We start from the raw sequence: 19,925 nt of genomic DNA, 5'->3' as shown, positions 1-19,925 counted from the left end.
CGCTGTTAGCGCAAGGAGAGTACAATGGCTATCACAATTCAACAGTTTGCAGCGCGTCAGATACTGACCAATTACAATGAAAGTCTGCTCATAGAGGCCCGTTTCAATGACGTGGTCTCTATCCAGGGGGCTTCGGATTTAACCTACCTCCATCTATCCAATGGCGGCTGGGCGATCTATGACGCTGAGGCGACTGCAGCGTTAAACTCCGATGATACCTTTGTATTCCGTTACACCGTAGCCGAGACTGACGATTCAACGCCGGACTTGAGCGTTAACGGATTCTACTTGGGCGATGCAATTATCAACTCTACTGTTACCACAGTGGCGATTGAGGACCGGGATGTCTATCTGATCGGTGCAACCCCAGATGACCTAGCAAATGATGCCAACCTAACGCTGCAAGATAAAATCGCCATCGTTGGGAACACTGAAACCAATAACGACCTTGTTCTCCCGCAAGCCCGTTCGGTTGAGGTTGTCAGCGGCAACTACCTGGTGGGTGAAACCGTATCTTTCAAAGTCGTTTTTGATGAGCCTGTGCTAGTCAACAGCCGTAACGGTACACCCACGCTGACGCTGACCGGCGATGGGGAACAACTACTCGACGTTTTCGGTGTCTACTCAGCAGGGTCAGGCACACAGACTCTCACATTCTCGTTTGTTGTTACCGAGACGATGAATGTTGCTGACCTTCAGGTTGGGACGATTCTACTTAATGGCGGTACCATCCTTGATGGTGATGGTAACTCAGCTGGTAACGGACTGGGTGAAGTCCCAGTGCCAGGTCTTGCTGACGCGCTATTTGTATCACTCGGTGACCAGAATCCAGATGCTCCGGATGTAGTGACCTATGAGCCGATCACGATCGAGAGTGTCCGCTATCTAGATAACGACACCGAGCAGTTTGTGGTGGGTGATGTTCTAGATCTGACGGTTCGTACGACCGGTGTTGTCAACGTCGATACCACCGAGGGTGTGCCGACGCTCGTGCTTAAAAATGGTGGTTTTGCCACCTATCAAGGGGGAAGTGGAACAAATACGCTGACATTCCGCTACGTTGTGAAACCGAGCGACCGTGATACGTTGGATCTGACGGTTCTCGGTGTTGCGGAGAACGATGGCGCTTTTGTTGGCACCTTGGGGCAAAATGTCGATCTGCGTATCAGCAGCGCAAATAATCTATCGACCTTCAACGATGTTGAGATCAATGCGCGCTCCCCTTATATCAGCGCGATTCAATCGACCAATGGTGTTCGTTCTATCGGCGACAGTGTTGAGTTCCTGGTTAAGTTCTCTGAGCCGGTCGACTTTGAAGGCGATGGTTCACCGAACCTCAGCCTGAGTAACGGCACTACTGCAAATTATGCTGCGCAGATAGATGCCCGCACCTACAAGTTCATTTACACCCTTCAGGATGGTGACGCTGACTCATCTGACCTGGATGTGCTGAGTTTCAATGCCGATGGTGTGGACGTTGTCTCTTTGGCTGATGCAAATGATCAGGTCTCTCTAGCACTGGGTAATATTACTGCCGTTGCAACTACTTACGATATCGAGGTGGACACAACCCGCCCAGAGGGACAAATCAGCTTTGATAGCTCGCAGGTTGTCGCCGGTGAAACCGTCGGTGTAACTCTGACTTTTGCTGAGCCGGTATCGAATCCGCGCTCAGCTATCACAGTCTCTAACGGAACGCTGAATACGTTGGTAGCGGTGGACGGTACCGAACTACCGAGAACCGTCTGGAAAGGGGTATTCATCCCTAGCCTAGGTCAGGAGGCAGAGGGTGTAACGCTGACACTCGATAACGCTCTGGTCGTTGATGACTCTGGCAACGCGGGTGTAGGCTTGAGCGCTTCAAACCCTCTGAGCATCGATACTCAAGGCCCGATAGTCAGCTTCTCGCAAGAGATCCTGTTCAATAATAACCGTCTCTTTACCATCGATTTTGGTGAAGAAGTTGTCGGTTTCGATGTCAACGACCTGACAATTACCAACGGTTTGCGAGTGACCAGTGGTTTTACCGAGGTAGTCCCGAATCGGGTCTACACGCTGGAGGTAGAGCCGCTAGCTGATAACCCAACGGGTGAAGTCACTGTGGCGCTGCGCAAGGGTACAGTGACCGATCTATTAGGCAATGAAAACGCGGAGCAGTCGTTTTCCCGCGCGTGGGATGTGATCCCGCCGCAGATTGTTTCGGTGACTGCCGTTGATACTACGCCTTACACAGTGGACGAGACTATTCGTATCGCGGTGAAGTATGACGAAAAGGTAAAGGTTGATACATCGACCGGCTTCCGTCCGTTCCTCGCTCTAAACAACGGCCAAGAGGCCAGCTATATCAGCGGTAGTGAGAGCGACACACTGGTGTTTGAGTACACAGTCGTTGAGAACGATCAGGTAGATGCACTCAATGTGCTCGCTCTGGTACGCAACAATTCAGTTATTACTGATTTTGCCGGTAATGCCGCGAAAGCTCAGATAGAGCCCGGTACCAATCTGGCAGATCTGCGAACCGTTGAGATCGACAGTGTCGCGCCGGTCATCGTAACCATCACCGCGGCTGAGGATAAGCTTTATCTCGCGGGTGATGAGGTCGATTTGACGGTTCAGTTCAGCGAAAACGTTTATGTCGACTTCACCAACGGGAGTCCAATCTTAGCGCTCAGTAACGGTGCGGTCGCTGAGTATGTAAGCGGCGATGAGAGCCGTTACCTCAAGTTTAAATATGTCGTTCAACCGAACGATTTCGACACCTCAGACCTCGATGTCCACGCTCTAATTGGTAACGGCGCGCTGTTAAAAGATATCTCAGGTAATGAAGTTAACCCGGCAATTCTGAGTAACAATAGCCGCTTATCGTACCGCTCTGATGTCGTCGTTGATGCCGCAACGCCTTACTTCAACACCATCTCCGTTAACGCGGGGAACTATCAGGCAGGCGAGATTATCGATATTGCGTTGGGTTGGAACAAACCCGTTGCGATGGACGATTCGCTGGGTACTCCAGAGCTGAAACTGAGCAATGGTGAAATTGCGCAATTCAATGCAGCAGCCTCAACGCCAAACCGCTTAGTCTTCAGTTACACAGTACGAGCAACCGATGGCGAGGCTTCCCAGCTCGCAATCGATGAGTTTCGCGCTAACTTTGCCCGTTTTACCGGCGTTGTTGCGGGTGAATCAGCCGATTTGAGTCTGCCAAATGATGGCGCTCTAGCCGATGATCAGGGTGGCGTGCAGATCGATCTTTCGCGACCAGAGGTGACGCAGATCAGCCTGCTAGATACAGATGGCTCTGCGACCCTCGGTGCGGGTGAGTTGGCGACGCTGACAGTCGTCTTTGATGCAGCGGTAAAAGAGCTGCGCCCCGAATTTTTCAATCTTGAAAATGGCTCGCTTGGCGCGCTCTCTAGTGATGATGGCGGGGTAACCTGGACGGGTAGTTTCACACCACTCAAAGGTACTCAAGCTGGTGAACAGTCTATCTCTCTTGATATGACTCAGGTGTCGGACCTGGCAGGAAATTATGGTCTGGGAACGTCAGCGGAAGCTGCGTACACACTCGACAGTGCCTACCCAACGGTAGAGATCCGCTCCGACCTTCGAGGGATTGCCGGTGAGGGTGATGAAGTCCGTATCGTTATCAACTTCTCCGAAGCGGTCCAGTTACGCACAGTCGACGCGCAGACGGGAGAGATTAGTTACTCTGCGATTGCACCGAGCATCCCGGGCACCCCTGAAGATTTCAGCTGGATCAATGTTCTCAACGGCGAGATTGATCTCGACAGTCTCGAAACGCCTGATAACTCCGGGCGGCCAGAAGGCGAGTACAGCTTCGTTGTTATACCGAATGACAACAGCACTGATCCGGTAAAAGTACGTGTTGCTGATGGTGCAGTCGCTGATATGGCGTTCAACGCAAATCTTGCTTCTAACGTGCTGGTTCAGCCTGTTGATACAGTCAACGCGCGCATCGAGGGTATTGAAACTGTTGCCGGTGCTTATGCTATCGGCGATACGCTAGCCCTAGACGTTAAATTCTCTGAGGCGGTGACCCTAATGGATCGAGCCGATGAGCCGGCGAGTGATCGAGTGCCGACGCTGACACTATCCAATGGTGAGACGGCGACCTACGTCTCTGGCTCGGGTACTGACAGCTGGCGTTTTGAATACACCTTCAGTGAGGGTGATGCACAGGTCCGAGACCTGCAGGTTGTCACTTTCCTAGAGAATGACAAATTGGTTGTTGATCAGGCGGGTAACCTGACGCAAACGCAGCTCGGATCGTCTAACCGTCTACAGAACACGGTTATTGTTGACGCAGAGGGCCCGGCACTTGTTGGCTTCAGTGCAATTGAGGCGCAGTACAACAGCGCTGAGGTGGATCCTGCACAGATCGGCATGTACAACACCGGTGATGTAGTCTGGATCAAAATGCATACCACTGAGTGGGTTTCAGTCGATACAACGGCGGGCCGACCTACCTTGGCACTGTCGAATGGCGGTGTCGCCAGCTATGTATCGGGCAGTTACTCGAACACACTCCTGTTCCGATACGACGTACTGGATAATCACCAGTCTGCAGCTGAGCTAGCAGTTAACGCCGTAGTGATGAACGGCGGAGTGATTGCGGATGCCGCCGGCAATGCCCTAGATGGTAATGCCTTCGATGTGAGCCGAATTAAGAGCGGGTCTCTGACATCGGCGAACCTCGTTGTTGTTGATACGGATGCGCCGGTCGTGCAGACAATCAGCATTGTCGAGACAACTTCTAGCGCAACGGGCGCCTCTGCTGCGACTAATGTAGCGAATGACGGCTACTACCAAGCAGGCACCACGATTGCGTTTGAAGTGGCGTTTGATTCTGTCATCAACGTTGACTTGAACGCTGTTACTCAGTCGCAAATAGGTCATGAGGATTACGATGGCCCAGTACTGACCTTGAGTAATGGTCAGCTTGCTTACTACATCGAAGGAGATGGAACAGACACCCTTCGATTTGAATACACCGTCGCTGAGGGGGATATCAACAGCGATGATCTAGAGGTTCTCGGTCTGGCAGAGCAGTCAGCCGTGCTGACTGATGATGCCGGTAACCCCGCGCTTGTTGAGATGGTGAGCGATAAGCGTAACTACACCACGGCGGTGGTCGATACCCAAGCGCCGGAACTTACTGCTGCCACCGACAGCTTCACTGCCAATGATGACGGTGAGGATGTGGTTAACACGCTAGAGGCCGTTAGCTTCACCTTTGAATTCTCAGAGGTGATGGATTGGATTCTTGCGACTGACCAGAGTATTGATCCATCGGACACTGCTGCAATTGCACAGCTGGTGGCTGATAACGAAGCTGAGATTTTGGATTTCTTCTCGATCGAGTTGGCTCAGATCCCCGGCAGTTCGGTTGCACCTCGTGCCTACGAAGATTCTGATGGCAACCTGCATGCGATGCCTCAGCCAACTGAATCGGATCCCGGCTGGAATACAGGGTTAGTAGCAGAGAACTTCCGCTTTGAGCTCAATGAACAGGGTGAAATGGATCTGACGCGCTTCAGTGTAGACGTTCAGATTCCCGATCTGACCTATGCCGATCTGAAGGTAAGCATCGCTAGTGATGCCTTAGGCGATTTTGCTCAGAACCTCTCTGAGTCAGATCTCAGTCACACGCAGCGTGTCGATACTCAGTCATTCGAGCTTAATCCATCGATCGTGCTCGGTCTCGTCGTCAACTCCGCGGCTCAGATTGATCTGCTAGACAAAGCGGGTAATTCGCTTCTTGAAGATGGGGTTGTAATTAATATCGACCCGGCAACGGGTAAAGCAAGCATCGTAGTCTCGCCAAGCGAAACCTACCCTGCGGGCTATCGTGGACCTGTGATTCTTGAAGTTCTCGACGAGGATTCTGATCCTGATTACATCGACGAGTACACCGGTGAAGCGAAAGACCTGGATACCGTTATTCGTGCAATGTTCAATGTTACTGGGCCGGGTGCGGTCGACGTGACCGTATCACCTCTGACTGAGTTGGCCGTTGCAAAATTCTTTGCGATCAATGGGCCTGACGCTCAGCTCGACGTTGCAACTGTTGATCAGTACAACGCAGGTATTGGTTCAATTTTTGGCTTAAATGACATCACTGCGACTACACCAGCGGTAACAAACGCTGCGGCAGTTGAGGCGGATACAGGCCTAGACTTGCTACAACCAGGAGAAGAAGGTGTCTCCGAAGCATCTGTTAAATACGGTCAAGTGCTTGCCATGCTATCAGCGCGAGACAGCCTCAGCGGTTCTGTTGCTGCAACATTGTCAGAGCTTGCAGAGCAGATTGAGCCTGTCACTAACATCGACGGTACAGCCGGTTTTGCGATTCAACAGGCCGGTGCCGATCTTTTGGTCGAAGCCCTCGAGGCTTCATCAAGCATCGAGTCACTCGATTCCGTTGGCGTAAACCGCGATCTCATGGATCTGGCCTATATGGATGCCGCTGCAGCCTCGGGCTTTGGTCTGAACTTAGCGGAAGCCGAGACAGCAACGCTGCCGATTAAAGGTGCTCAACTTGGCGACACTATTTTTGTGCGCTGGGGTAATATCGTTGGCGGTGATCATGATGGTCAGCCCAATATCTTTGAGGTGGTAATCGATGCCTCTCATATCGCTGAAGATGGCTCGATCTCGGTGCCTGTGCCGATGGAGATCATTGAGCTACAAGGCGATGCCAATAGTATCCCTGTAAGCTTCGCAATAGCCGCAAGCGAAACACAGGTATGGCAAGAGGCGGACTTCAGTGCCCCAATTCTAGTAGCAGTCGACATCGTGCCGCCAGTTGCTGAGGTTACTGCGCCTTCAAGCGACGCCCCCCTGCTTGTAAAAGGCTCGATTGAGGGTATTCGCCCAGGCGACAACCTCAATGTGCTGTTGAACAACTCCTTAGACGATAGCTTCAAATACTCGCTGGACACAAGCTTCCTGCAGATCGTGGATGGCGCGGTCGTGATAAACGATTCACTGCTACCCGCTGGGCTTACTGTCAATAGCGCCACCTACAACACTGTAGATGGAACCGTTGAGTTCGAATGGTCGTTAGATTTGACCGAAGCGATCTCCGTCGCTGCTGCCGAAAGCGAAGATCCCCAGCCTACCTTTGTGGTTGATGACCCTCGCGCAGTATTCGAAGTACAAGCGAGCACTGCTGACTTGGTGGGTAACCCCGCAGAGAGCTCTTCACGCAACGACTTTATTATTGGTAGCGTCGATAATATTCTGCCTGCAACTGCCGCTACTGAGCGCGCTGTAATGAATGAGCTTCTTGACAGGCTCTCAGGTCGCTATGGCGATACCGCCGTGGATACCCGCGATAAAATTATCACGCTAGCTGAAGCGGTTAAGAATCTGTCTGCGCTACAAGCGGGTACGGCAGATGCCATGGTTCAGGCGCAGCAAAGCCTGACAGTGAGCACCGATGGCACGCTAGAGCCCGCTGTGTTTGCGATCAATATTGGTGGCGATGCACTGTCGTTGGATCTCTCTGGTGTGGTAAACCCGAGCGTCAGTGACCTGGTCGCGGCAATTCAGGCGCAGCCTGGTTATTCTGCTAAGAACTACACCGTGGTTGCCGACGGCAACAACGTACAAGTGCTCTACAAGTCTTTTGGACCTCAGCCCGACTCAACCTTCCAGTCGACCCTGACTGAAACTGTTGCAGCCAGCGAAATCACTTCGACTGTCGTTCAGAGCGGCGATATTGCTAGCTTTGCTGTACAGGCAATCGCACCTGCAGGTACTGTTGTTGAAAGTGGATTTGAGCTTTCCCCAGGACAAGTCCGTCTAGAGTTTAGTGATGTTGTACTTACGGTAGATGTGTCCGAAGGCGACCTCATCACTGATCTGCTTGCGCAATTGCAGGCAGCGGACGCCTACGCCGATCTGCCATTTGCCCTCACTTTGGCTGAATCAGGCGATAGTCTGGTTGCAACTTGGGAGCGAGTCGGTGAGGTGACAGACACACTCAGTCTGAACCGCGATTATGTACAGGTAACAACCTCTGATTTGGCAACTTTTACGAGTTCGCCAGAGGGAGCCTCAGGTATTACCACAGCGCAGCTTGAAGCGCTGGATATTCAAAACGTTGATGACACCCAAATGGGTGCGATCAACCGCGTACTCGCTGATCAGTTGGCTGACACGCTTGGTCAGGCAACCATTGTATTCACAAGAACTGCGTTGGTGGCTGGGGAGTCGTCTGTCGTGACGATCAGCTTCCCAGAGCGGGTGGGGCAGTTGCCAGACGACGTACTGGAACTGGTAGGCGGTAACTTCACTGCTGCCGAGGGTGCGCCAATCTGGAGCAGCACCGACGGTATTAACTGGACAGCGACGTTCACGGCAAGCAGTACCATCGTCAACACCTCGCTAAGATACGAGAAGGTTCTTGATAGCGAAGGCGCTGAAGTTCTCGATGCTTCGGGTAATCCGACGCTACAAGTCATCGCAGACACTAATAACGCCAGCGGTTATGCCGAACTAGGCGCAATAGATCTGATGACGGTTGCCGTCGTCGAAGCGCTGGTGAACAAAGTCACCACCGCATCTGCGTTGATCCACGCATACTCGTCGGCTGCTGACGCGGCAGAACCTGGTCTCGAGGCATTTGCGGATATCGGTTTGGCTGAAGTGCGTGCCGATAATCTCAGCGCAGTACTGGATTCCTTGGCGCGCGTGCGCGATGGATTTGAAGTTGAGGGTGATCTCTACGCTCAAATCGATAGCCTGGCCAGCAGCTACAACAAAGTATTTAACACGGTTTACGCAACCGGCGCTCAACCAAGCGCTGCGGAACTTGAACAGGCGTTTGAGATAATTGGAGTCACCAACCTAAGTGCGACTCGTTCAGAAGATCAGGTAGCGCTGTTGCAAGGGGTTATTGCGTCTGTAGGAAACGGACAATCTGCGGCAGATCAGGCGAATCTGATAAACACAGTCGCTAAGATCGAAAGCTACGTTGCCACGGTAGAGAAGGTTCTATCACTCGCAGATTCAAACGATGTGCAAAGCGTCGCGATATCCGATGCGGAGCTAACACAACTCGGGTTTGCTGATCTGCTGGCCGACAGCGCTGGCAACAGTCGAAGTGCTGTTCTGCTGAAGGTGCTGGCTGATCAAACCAGCAGTGCTGCAGTGGTTCAATACGCGAACCTTGAAACACTGCTGGAGACAGCGGTTGATGCCTTTGATGCAGTGGTTGCGCTAACAACTACAGCCCAAGCTCAATCGGATACAAGCGCAGCGTTAGCCGCTATTGATGCTGCGACATTCAGTGAAATGGGCGTAGATGGCGTCACAGATGACGCTATCACGGGCCTAACCGCGGACGATATGGCTCTGGCCGTTAAAGACGCGCTGGCCAATACTGGTAACACGGTGACCGGCCTCGCTGCTGTTCAGACACTTGTCGACAGCTACACCGCTATTCTAGCGACAGCACAGTCCGGTACACCAAGTTTTGATGAGGCTGATCTCGTCAACATTGGTGTTGAATTGACAGCGACAGCCGGTGCCCAACCCGCTCAGGTCGCTATCTTGCAAGATTTCTTAGCTACACTTTCGCTCAGCGATGTTGCGCGTCTTGTTGACCTGCAGGTAGAGGTTGACCTTGTCGACCGCGTTCTGACACGTGCTGCCGGTGACACTGACATTCAGGTGACCGACGCTGAGTACCTAGATTTGGGTATTCAGGGAGCTACCGCAGATAACCTACCGGCGCTACAGAAGGTGCTCAGCGACCTTGGGTCGGTGGACTCCGTTTCAACCCTGGCGGAACTGCAGAGCAAACTGAATACCACTGTTCAAGCTTTCGCCGACATCACGGCTGTTGCCGGGCAGAGCAGTGCGGATACCTCTCTGCTTACTGCAACAACCTTTGCCAACATGGGGATCGACGCTCTAGACGACACGCGTCTGGCAGTGACTTTGTCAGCATTGAAGAACACCAGCAGTGCAACAACCCTTGCTAACGTCCAAGCCGCTGTTGATGCGATTAATAGCCTGTTGGATATCGCAGACAGCGATACAGGAGCCGTTTCAGCGCAAATGCTGACTGCCATTGGTTTGACACCGGTTGCTGATCTAACAGCGCAAACTGTGCAGCTCACCCTAGTGAGTGATCTTCTCGCGGCTGCGGATGAGTCTGACTTTGCAAGCGTTGCTGATATTAACGAACTGTTGTCGCTTACCACGGCACTGTTTGCAAATGTGGCAGGCACAGCTGATATCGCTCAGAGCGATTTGGAAGATCTAGGTGTCACCAACATCACTGCCGATAACCTCTCCACATTGCAGGCAGTACTTGAACAGCAGACAGACCTGAGTGCTGTATCTGATCTGGCGTCGCTCCAGAGTTTGATGGCGATAGCCATCACCACTCATGGGCAGCTGATTGCTGCAGCAGGCGATGCAGAGGCTGATACTAGTGCTATGGGGGCCCAGACATTTGTAGATGTGGGTCTAGATGTCACTGCAGGCCGCGAGGATGCGGTACTCTCAGCCCTGAAATCAACCAATGAGACGCTGACCACGGGCGAGTCAATCCAGGCTGTTTTCGATAGCATGGAGACCATTCTGGATGTTGCAGCAATCGATAGTGGCGCAATCGCTGCAACAGATCTGACCAGAGTTGGTGTGACCCTACGTGCAGATAATGCGCAGGCCGATCTGCAAGCCGACCTCGTCAGCGAGATCGTTGCGGGTCTGGATGAGAATGATGTGTCCACAGTGGCACAGATCGCTGCACTCACTGCAGTAACAGATCGCCTAATAGGCAAGATCAATGACGAAGCCGATGTCTTGTTGTCAGAGACCGATACAGCGGTGCTTGGCTTGAGCATCGATGCATCTAACTTGAGGCTGTTCAACGAAGCCCTCGGCGCTGAAACGGATCTAAGCAATGTTGAAGATCTGTCTGAGATCGCGGCAATTGCGTCATCCGTGATGACGGCTCAGACAACCGCGCTGACGAAAATCGCTGCCTATATTGCCGACAGCAACAACACTCCGCCTGATGTCGATGATCTGCGTGAAGCTGGCCTTGAACTGAGTGATGGCTCGCGTATCACGGATCAGCTAATTCCTGCTCTGTTGCAGCAACTAAATGCTGCGTCAGGAACTTACACCAGTTTCACCGATATCCAAGGTCTGATCACCACAGGCTCGTATCATCTATTAGCCCTAGCTGCAATCGCTGAGTACGCGCAAGCCGATGGTGTCGATGTCGCTGCACCGTCGCTGGCGCAATACCAAGATGCAGGTATAACCGCCTTTGGCTCACCTGCGGTAACGCTGGAGGAGCGTCATGTCGCTGTAGCGAACGCAATTCTGGCGCACAGCTCAATTGGTACGGACAGCGGTGAAGATCTAGCAACGCTCACTGAGTCAGCCGTTCAAAGCCTCGTAGACCTTGTGGCTGAGCCACTGCCGACGGTCGCTAGCATCGACGCTATTAGCATGGATACGTTTGATGCTGATAATGCGGGTGGTTCTGCTACTGACTTCATCACGTCGCATACCGGCGCTCAAACGATCTCTGCAACGCTGAGCGCTGAACTGAAAGCTTGGCAGTTGGCCGAGTACCGTATTGATGATGGTGCCTGGACTCAGATTGCCGATGACTTTATTACCGGCACCGCTATCGCATTCGGTTCAACTGCGTTTAGCGCAGATGCGACCTACACACTCGAAATCCGTGTGAAGGATCTTTCTGGTGAGGCCAGCGCAACAGCCTCACAGGATATCGTAGTCGACACCACAGATCCGTCTGCTCCCGCAGTAGTCATTCCAGTGGCGATAAGCGATGATGCAGCAAGTGTCGTAGAAGCCACAGCTCCTGAAGGTGTCATTACCGTTCAAGGCGGGCAGGGTGAAACGCTCGAAGTAACCCTAACAAGTGATGCATCTAGCAGCACTTCGGTTACGAAGACACTGTCAGCCAATGATGGCAGCGCGCAGAAGTTGGTATTGACGGCTGGGGATGTAAACAACCTTGGCACAGGCACGATAACAGTATCGGTGATCTCCACCGACCTGGCCGGCAACCAAACCACCAGCTCTGATATTGCAAGCTTTAGCTTGGATGCCGATCGTCCTAACCAGCCGACCCTTTCAAGTGACGGCAATGTGCTCACGATCGTTGGCGAACACTCCGCAGCCGTGGTGTTGATGGATGGTTCAACCGACATTACCGATAGTTTTGACATCATTGAAAGCCCTGCAGGTACCTACACCGCGACGGCGATTACCGATGCATTCGATGGTACCGAAACCCTTTCTATTACTGCCGCACTTAAGGATGCGGCGGGTAACCTGGGTTACGCATCCACCGAGCTGGCGGGTACAGGAATTCTGGATACCACGGCACCTGATGCCCCAGTTCTGACCGCAGTAGTGAATTTAGGTGACGCCTCATATGATGACGGCTTTACGGTAACTGAGAATGCCGATGTTGTTGTGAAGGTTGACGGAACAGCACTGACCGATACCGAGCTTGCTGCGTACTTTACGAAGTCGACAGCCAATAACATGGACACCTACACCGCGGTAAATGCGAAGTTTGCGGGTACTGAGACTATCTCCGTGACAGCCGGATTCACGGATAGCTTCAACAATACTACTGATGTGACGGTGGCATTGCAGGAGGTGAAACCAGTAACACCGACTCAGGCAATTACCTTCGATAGTCTTGGTTACACGGTCACTGAAAATGTATCTGGAGAGATTGGACCATCCGACACTCGCGTTAGCACGAGTTCCGATACGATCTATTTTGACTACGAAGATTTTGGCTCTGGCACGTATACGGTAAGTGACTCAAACGGAGTAATTGCAACATTCGATACGACTTGGAACGGTGATGCGAGTTACATCGATATTTACAATCAGCTGAATGCAAAGATCTACGCAGCCGGCTATCAAGCTAGCAATTCGAGCTCGGGTTCGATTAGAAACCTGTATGTCCGAGACCGAGACGGCGCTGACATGTCCACCACAGGTTTCAAAATTGAACTAGGTGGTGTAATTAGCACCGATTTCTCCGAGAGTGATTTCATTGTAAACCAGACTTCTGGTTTGACCGTGAAGGCGACTCTGAGCGCCGAACTAGCTGCCGGTCACAAGCTTATGTACTTCAATGGTGCAGGTGAGTGGGTCGACATTAGCTCTAGCGTATCAGGTACGTCTGTCTCGTACCTTGATCCAACGCTGACCCAGTCTGCGGCGATCACACTGAAGATTCGTAATGCCCTGGGTGAAGAGACGGTACCAACCGGGAAACCTGTTGTGATTGATACAGTCGTTCCAGATGCGCCAAGTCTTGCGGTTAATGGGGCTGTTTCCGGTGCATTGACCGAAACTGAGATCACGTCGTTGAATGCAACTGAGGGTCTCTACAACGTCTCTGCGGAAGAGGGCACAGAGATCACTTTAACCTTCACTAATGGTTCCAACGAAGTTGAGAAAACGCTGACAGCAACTGGCGGAGGTCAATTTGTACAGTTGTCCTCTGCAGATTTGACGCAGCTAACCGACGGTAGGATCACCGTATCTGTAGTAGCGACAGATGATGCAGGCAACGTAAGTACTGCAGCAACTTCCAGCTTTGTGTTGGATACCACACCTCCTGCTACCACCGATGCGGCGCTGACAAGCGATTCAGGTACTGCGAATGACAGCCTTACAAATAGTGCGGCTATCACTGCGCCTACCAATGCTGAGACGCAGGCGGTAGTTGAATACCGTGTGCTTGATGCTGACAACTCCGATGCTGTCGTGACGGATTGGTCGACTAGCTACATAGCGCCGACAACTGATGGTAACTACAAAGTAGAAGTACGTCAGACCGACGAAGCGGGCAACATTTCTACAGTTCAGACAATCACGTTTGAATATGATTCAACGATCCCAATGCCTGATGCGCTTATCACCACCGACAGCGGTAGCAGCGCGACAGATGGCATAACCGATACGGCGGGCATTACAGCACCCACAAATACAGGTTCGGATACACTGCAGTACCGCATTTTGAATGCAGCTGATGACAGTGTTGTCTCTGACTGGGCTGGTACCTACACTGCGCCAACCACAAATGGCAGCTATAAGGTTGAGGTGAAGCACACTGACGCTGCGGGTAATACCGCGACGCAAATGATTAATCTGACGCTAGATACTGCAGTTGACCTGTCGGTGAGCGTAGCTCCAGGAACCTACGGCGTGGGTGACTCGGTGGCAATTACTCTTACATCCGCGAGCGGCGAAACTGGAATTACGTTCTCAGCAGCCAAGTTCAATGGTGTAACGCTAGAAGGTGTTACGGACAACGGTAATGGTACCTATTCAGCTACCTACATCGTCTCGGCAGGCGATACCGAAGTGGCAGCTGGTGGCGATGTTACGGTGGACTTCCAATTCACTGATGTGGCTGGGAACTCAGATAGCCTAACTAGTGTGACGCTATCCAATAACGTTGCAATTACGCCGGCTGCGCTCGCGCTGGAGGCCTTTGAAGAGTTTGTTACACCTCCCGTACCGTCGACATTTGATATGGGTAGTTTGGGCAATCTTATCTTGCCAGTGACCGTTGATGGTGGGCGAGTCTATTACTTGCTCGACCGAAACGGGGATAACGCTGTTGGAAGATCTAATGATGGTTTGACCTTGGCTGAAGCACAGAACATTTTCAAAGAAGACGTCAATGGAAATGTTAACCCTGACCCAAGCTCAGGTCCGAATGTGACCTACCGCTATGCGACGATTAATGGTGCTCGTTTTGCGCTAGCAATTAGGGGAGGTACTGGTACCGATATTTCAGTTGATACGACTGACTTGAACACGTCGGTTTCTGGAAATGAGGATAATCCAGCTTTTGACGGCGGTCTGTACGCAATTGTCGACGCTTTCAACGGTTTGCCAAACGCATGGACTAGTGCTGGCTTAACCGATTATGTAGTGTCGGAACGATACTCAGGAGAGCAGTATTATCAATCATCTCCGTCCGTACCAAATGCTGGCAAGGACATTATCGATAGCGCCGGTGTTTGGGGAGTACAATCCCTCAACATTATTATTGAGGCGTTAAATCCTACGGCTATGTCGACGGTTCAGTTACCCGCGTTCACTGGATATCTCGCTCTTGGCATAGACACCTACAACGACGGATCTTCTGATCTGCCTTTGACGCAAGAGCTTGTTTCTCTTGCGAATGAGATTGTCAGTGGGATAACCGGAACGCTTAGTGCATCGGCTATTCAGGCAGCGCTCGATGCGGCACACGCCAAATTGACAGCGATGCAGGTAGTTTTGGATTACATCGACGATCAGGGCAGTGCTGCACCGGATGCCGATGATTACAACGCCATAGGCTTGGGCCGTACTGTCGCTGTCGCTGAAGTTGCTGCGCTAAACGCCGCGGCAGTGTCAGCCGGCGTTAATGCCGCAGATACGCCGGCGGAATTAGCCGCTCTTCTGCCAGTTCCATCGGTTACGATCGATGCGATTTCGGATGACACCTCAGCATATCCGCCTATGGCAGATTTAGCTGTTGCAGTTAGTACTGACCCCAATCGACAGCAAGGGGACGTATTAATTGATATTAGCTCGGTACAGGTTGGTGACTACTTAACATTGGAGTTAAATGGAGCCACTTACACCTCTGATTTTGCGGTACCGGCTCCGGGTGATTCGATCTATACTCTGCAATATCAGATTTTGCAGACCTTCAGAGGAGGAAATCCCGAGCCCGCAGCGTTAACTACGTGGAAAGCTGCAGTAGGGATAGATGAATTCTACAGTTCCGGTAGTGAGATATTGGTTCGCCCAACTGCGACAGATATTGACGTTTCTGCTCTTAATGTCAAAGCCGGAATACCGTCCACTCCAGACTTCATCACCAGCGACGACGACGGTCTAACCATCACCGCGACACTTGATGCCGCGCTGGCAACGGGCCAGCGTCTTGAGTTCTCAACTAACGGTACAGACTGGACTGATATCAGCGATTCAGTAACAGGTACTGCAGTTAGCTACGATGCCTCAAGTTTAACGTCTACAGCGACAGTACAGATGCGGGTTGTGAATTCAGCCGGAACGGCGGGAACTGTGGATTCGCAGTTAATTACCATCGACACGGCTGTAGCTTCACCAAACGCAACTTTGGCTGTTGACAGTACCAACGGTGTCTCCGGCAATGATTCAGATGCAGTAACTAACTCTGGCGCTATTACTGCACCAGCAAATGCAGAATCAGGCGCTATTGTTGAATATCGAGTGCAGAAGGATGCGGGGGCGTTCAGTTCGTGGAGTGAAACCTACACCGCTCCGGCAACCGACGGTTCGGCCGATGGAGCTTATGTTGTTGAGGTTCGACAGACTGATGTTGCCGGGAATGTCTCTGCCAGTCAGAGCCTTACTTTCACGCTGGATACCACAGCACCCACGACGGCTGTCACTGCGATAACTATCAGTGATGACTCGGGGGTACAAGGCGATTTCATCACCAATGATGTAGATGGCCTCACAATCAGTGCGACACTCTCGGCAGCCTTGGCTACTGGTGAAATTCTAGAGTACTGGAATGGTGCTGCATGGAGCCAGGTCGCCGCAACTGCTATCAGTTCTACTGCTGTGAGCTTTAGCGATGCGAATCTCAACAGTGATACCACTGTGAAGTTCCGGGTGTCTGACGCGGCGGGTAACACTGGAGCCGAATTCACTCAGGCAATAACTTTTGATACGACGGCTCCTGTAACTGCTCCGTTGAGCATTACAGATGTCGATTTGTACTCCACTGGTGGTACCGTTCGAGTCAATTTGGATACGAGCAGCACGAGTGCCGGTGACTACGTGCAACTTGATAGTGCCGACGGTGCTCAGACCATTACGGCCAGCGTTGCAATGAGTGGCGTGAACGTTGTCGGGACAATGAAGGAGTATCTAACCTACGACGATGCATCGCCAGATGTGACTACTTATACGCTAAACTCATCGCATAACTTGAAGCTAATTGAAGCTCATCTCGTGCACGATGCATTTTATGCTGTGGATACAGATGGTGATGGCATCATTACTGCGGCAGATCAGATGACCGATACAGCCTTTGCCGCGGCAGGATACAGAGAACCTATATCGGGTCTATATCTTGATGAGTATTTTGGTTCTAACGATCTAATAAACCTCATAAATGCAAACGAGTTTTTGCAGAATACAGCCATCACTTATCACTGCGCGCGCTACTACGATAATGCGGCTCGTGGTACCTTGGATAATCCACAGGCCTATTTCATACAGTGGGACGGCTCATCGTGGAGCGAGGTGTTGCTACCCGCAAGCACGCCGGCTGTTGTGATTACTCAACCTAGTCAAACGATCAACGATTACGCGTCCGATGTGTCAGTTAGTGGTGCGCCGTCATTGGTCGGTGGTAACACCTATGAGTATGACGTCTCTTATCCAATGTTCGATAGCAGCACCTCGTTCAGCTTATTGCAGGGTGGTGTAGATAGTGGAATCACTATCACCGTGATCGGAACTCCGGGCTCATCCGGCGCGAAGATCAGCTTTACCGTGCCAGTAGATCAAACTGAGCCGCTTACCCTGACGAACAACCTTGTGACGTTGGATCGCGAGAGCTCGGTGGATGAGATCTCCGTTAGTGCCTTAACAACAATAGAATTGACAGCCAATGACATCACAAATGGGTATGTTGATATCGACCTGACTTCGTCTGATCTCGCAGGACAGAGTGGGGCGGTTACTCTGCTTGCAAGCATCGCTGACGTGGCGGGTAACAAGGGTTCGGCTGCACACCAATCTTTCAATTTGGTACCTGAACCGCTTGAACTAGATGTTACGTTGATCTCGGACACGCCGATAATGGTGAGTGCCTCAGTTAGCGTGGTCAGTAACGGCATTGATACAGTTGACTTGTCGGACGGTGATATCCTGAGGGTGAGTTATACAGATGCAGGTGGCACATCGGGAGTCGTAACCTTCCCGCTTAGTGGCGCCACTGGAAACAATAGCATGGTTGGAAAGTTGGCAGATGCCATAAATGGCTTCACTGATTTTTCACCCGCCATTTCCAGTAGCAGGTATATAACGCTGAGTAACGGTCTAGGAGCGGTGACGATCGACAGCGCTGAAGTGATTACATTCGATGATAATCATATATCGTCCCAAACAATTGAGTCAGCAATTGTATCGATTGCCAATGCTCCTGACGGTTTCTACAACAAGCAGATTGAATACTCTCTTGACGGAGGCTCTAGTTGGACCTCTTCGAGTATTTCGAACTCGGGCTACCTCTCCGACAACAGGCCGTGGCAGATGATAACCTTTGCCTCTGCGTTGACTGACGGTGCCAGCCTGAAGATTCGAGTCAGAAACGATGCGACCAGTGAGTACAGCACGACTATTGTTGTTGACACAACGAATCCTAACCTTGTCATGGCTGCTCAATCTGTGAGTAATGCTAGTGATGATGTTGTTGTCCAGTCAGATGAGAAAGGCTTTGTCTATCTAATCAACGACAATAACGACGATGCAATCTCGACCTTTGCTGATATAGTCGCGTTGGCAGATGACAAAGTTAACCGGGTCGCCATTACGTCGACTAACACAGATACCAATCTGTCTACCGAAGGCCTGGCGGCTGGTACATATTACGCTTATGCAATGGATGAAGCGGGTAATCTTTCAGCCACTAGCAGTAACGCTGTAACTGTGACTGACGCATCTCCTACGGACACGGCAGATGCAGTATTCAAGGAAATAATAACCGGTACGAATACTGTATATAACGGAACTAACGCCGCCGTTGATGACAGTGGTGTTAACGCGGACGCTACCCCTGATATCGTCATTAAGCTTGTCGATATAGCCGAAGGCGATTCGCTTGAGTTAGTCGTCGACGGTGTGGTTGTGTCGACCCACGCAGTAACCGGAAGCGACATTACCAGTGGTGAAGTCACGTTTGCCGGTGTCGATGTGGCTGGCAACGATGCATCGTCAGATCGATCTGTCTCGCTTGGGCTTAAGGTGACGCACATCACAGAAACCCAACAGGTTGATACCTGGGAGTTCAACTGGTAATTCAGTTATCCGTGAATCCAACAGCCGCCCCTCGGGGCGGTTTTTTATGCCCTAAAGTAGTTCCCCGCATATCTACCCCATGTCATACATAGTCGAGTGTGACAAAAAATACCTGACATGTTTGACATCAGTGACAAATTGTCAGTATAATGACAAACCTGGTTGGATTGGTGTCACTAGTTGTCACTATTAGCCAGAGGCGAATGAAGTTAAACGAAGAGCAAATCTAGGGGTAGAGATGACTTTTCTTTCAGGTTTCAGCGTGCCATCAGCGCGCTACAATTCCGGATCCGTTGTGCCTATCAGCGCAACGTTCAGTGACAGTGTCACAGTGTCAAACGGCGCTGTGCCTTTTCTTTCGTTGTCTAACGGCGCGATTGCGACATACGCCGGTCAAACCGACGACGCCACACTGACATTCAACTACTTTGTATCGGATACTGACAACGCTACCCCGTCTCTGTCAGTCACCGGTTTTGCTTTAAATGGCGCATCAGTTCTCGCCGCTGATGGTTCTGTCGCTGCGACCACTGTCACTTCAGGTGTTAATAGCCAGATCGTTTCTACTGCCAATGCTGGCGCTGCTGTCACTATTGAAACCTCACTGCAAGATATTGCTGACGACCTCGTGTCACCGCGCGTAGCCTCTGTAGATGTTGTCAGCGGTAACTACCTGCCTGGCGATAAAGTCACCCTGACTGTTGTGTTTGATGAAGCGGTCGGTGTGACACCGGGCGCGAAGCTGCCAACCCTGACGCTTATGAGCAACGGCGAAGTACTGGACGATGTCATCG

Annotated in this window: 2 protein-coding genes; both read left to right on the top strand. The window is 51.6% G+C overall.

Annotated features, from left to right (window positions below; genetic code table 11):
* Positions 1-24 precede the first annotated feature (24 nt).
* Entirely contained in the window at positions 25-19,131 is a 19,107-nt protein-coding gene (locus XMD579_RS10865) for an Ig-like domain-containing protein (RefSeq protein WP_173506361.1), read from the top strand.
* A 238-nt stretch (positions 19,132-19,369) separates the two neighbouring features.
* On the top strand, positions 19,370-19,925 hold a 556-nt coding region (locus XMD579_RS10860; RefSeq protein WP_173481966.1), incomplete at its 3' end, for a hypothetical protein.

This window comes from Marinobacterium sp. xm-d-579 (genome assembly GCF_013282935.1).
Taxonomy (GTDB): Bacteria; Pseudomonadota; Gammaproteobacteria; order Pseudomonadales; family Balneatricaceae; genus Marinobacterium_E.
The sequence above is the reverse complement of the archived record's forward strand: the minus strand, read 5'-3'. Positions and strand labels throughout refer to the sequence as shown.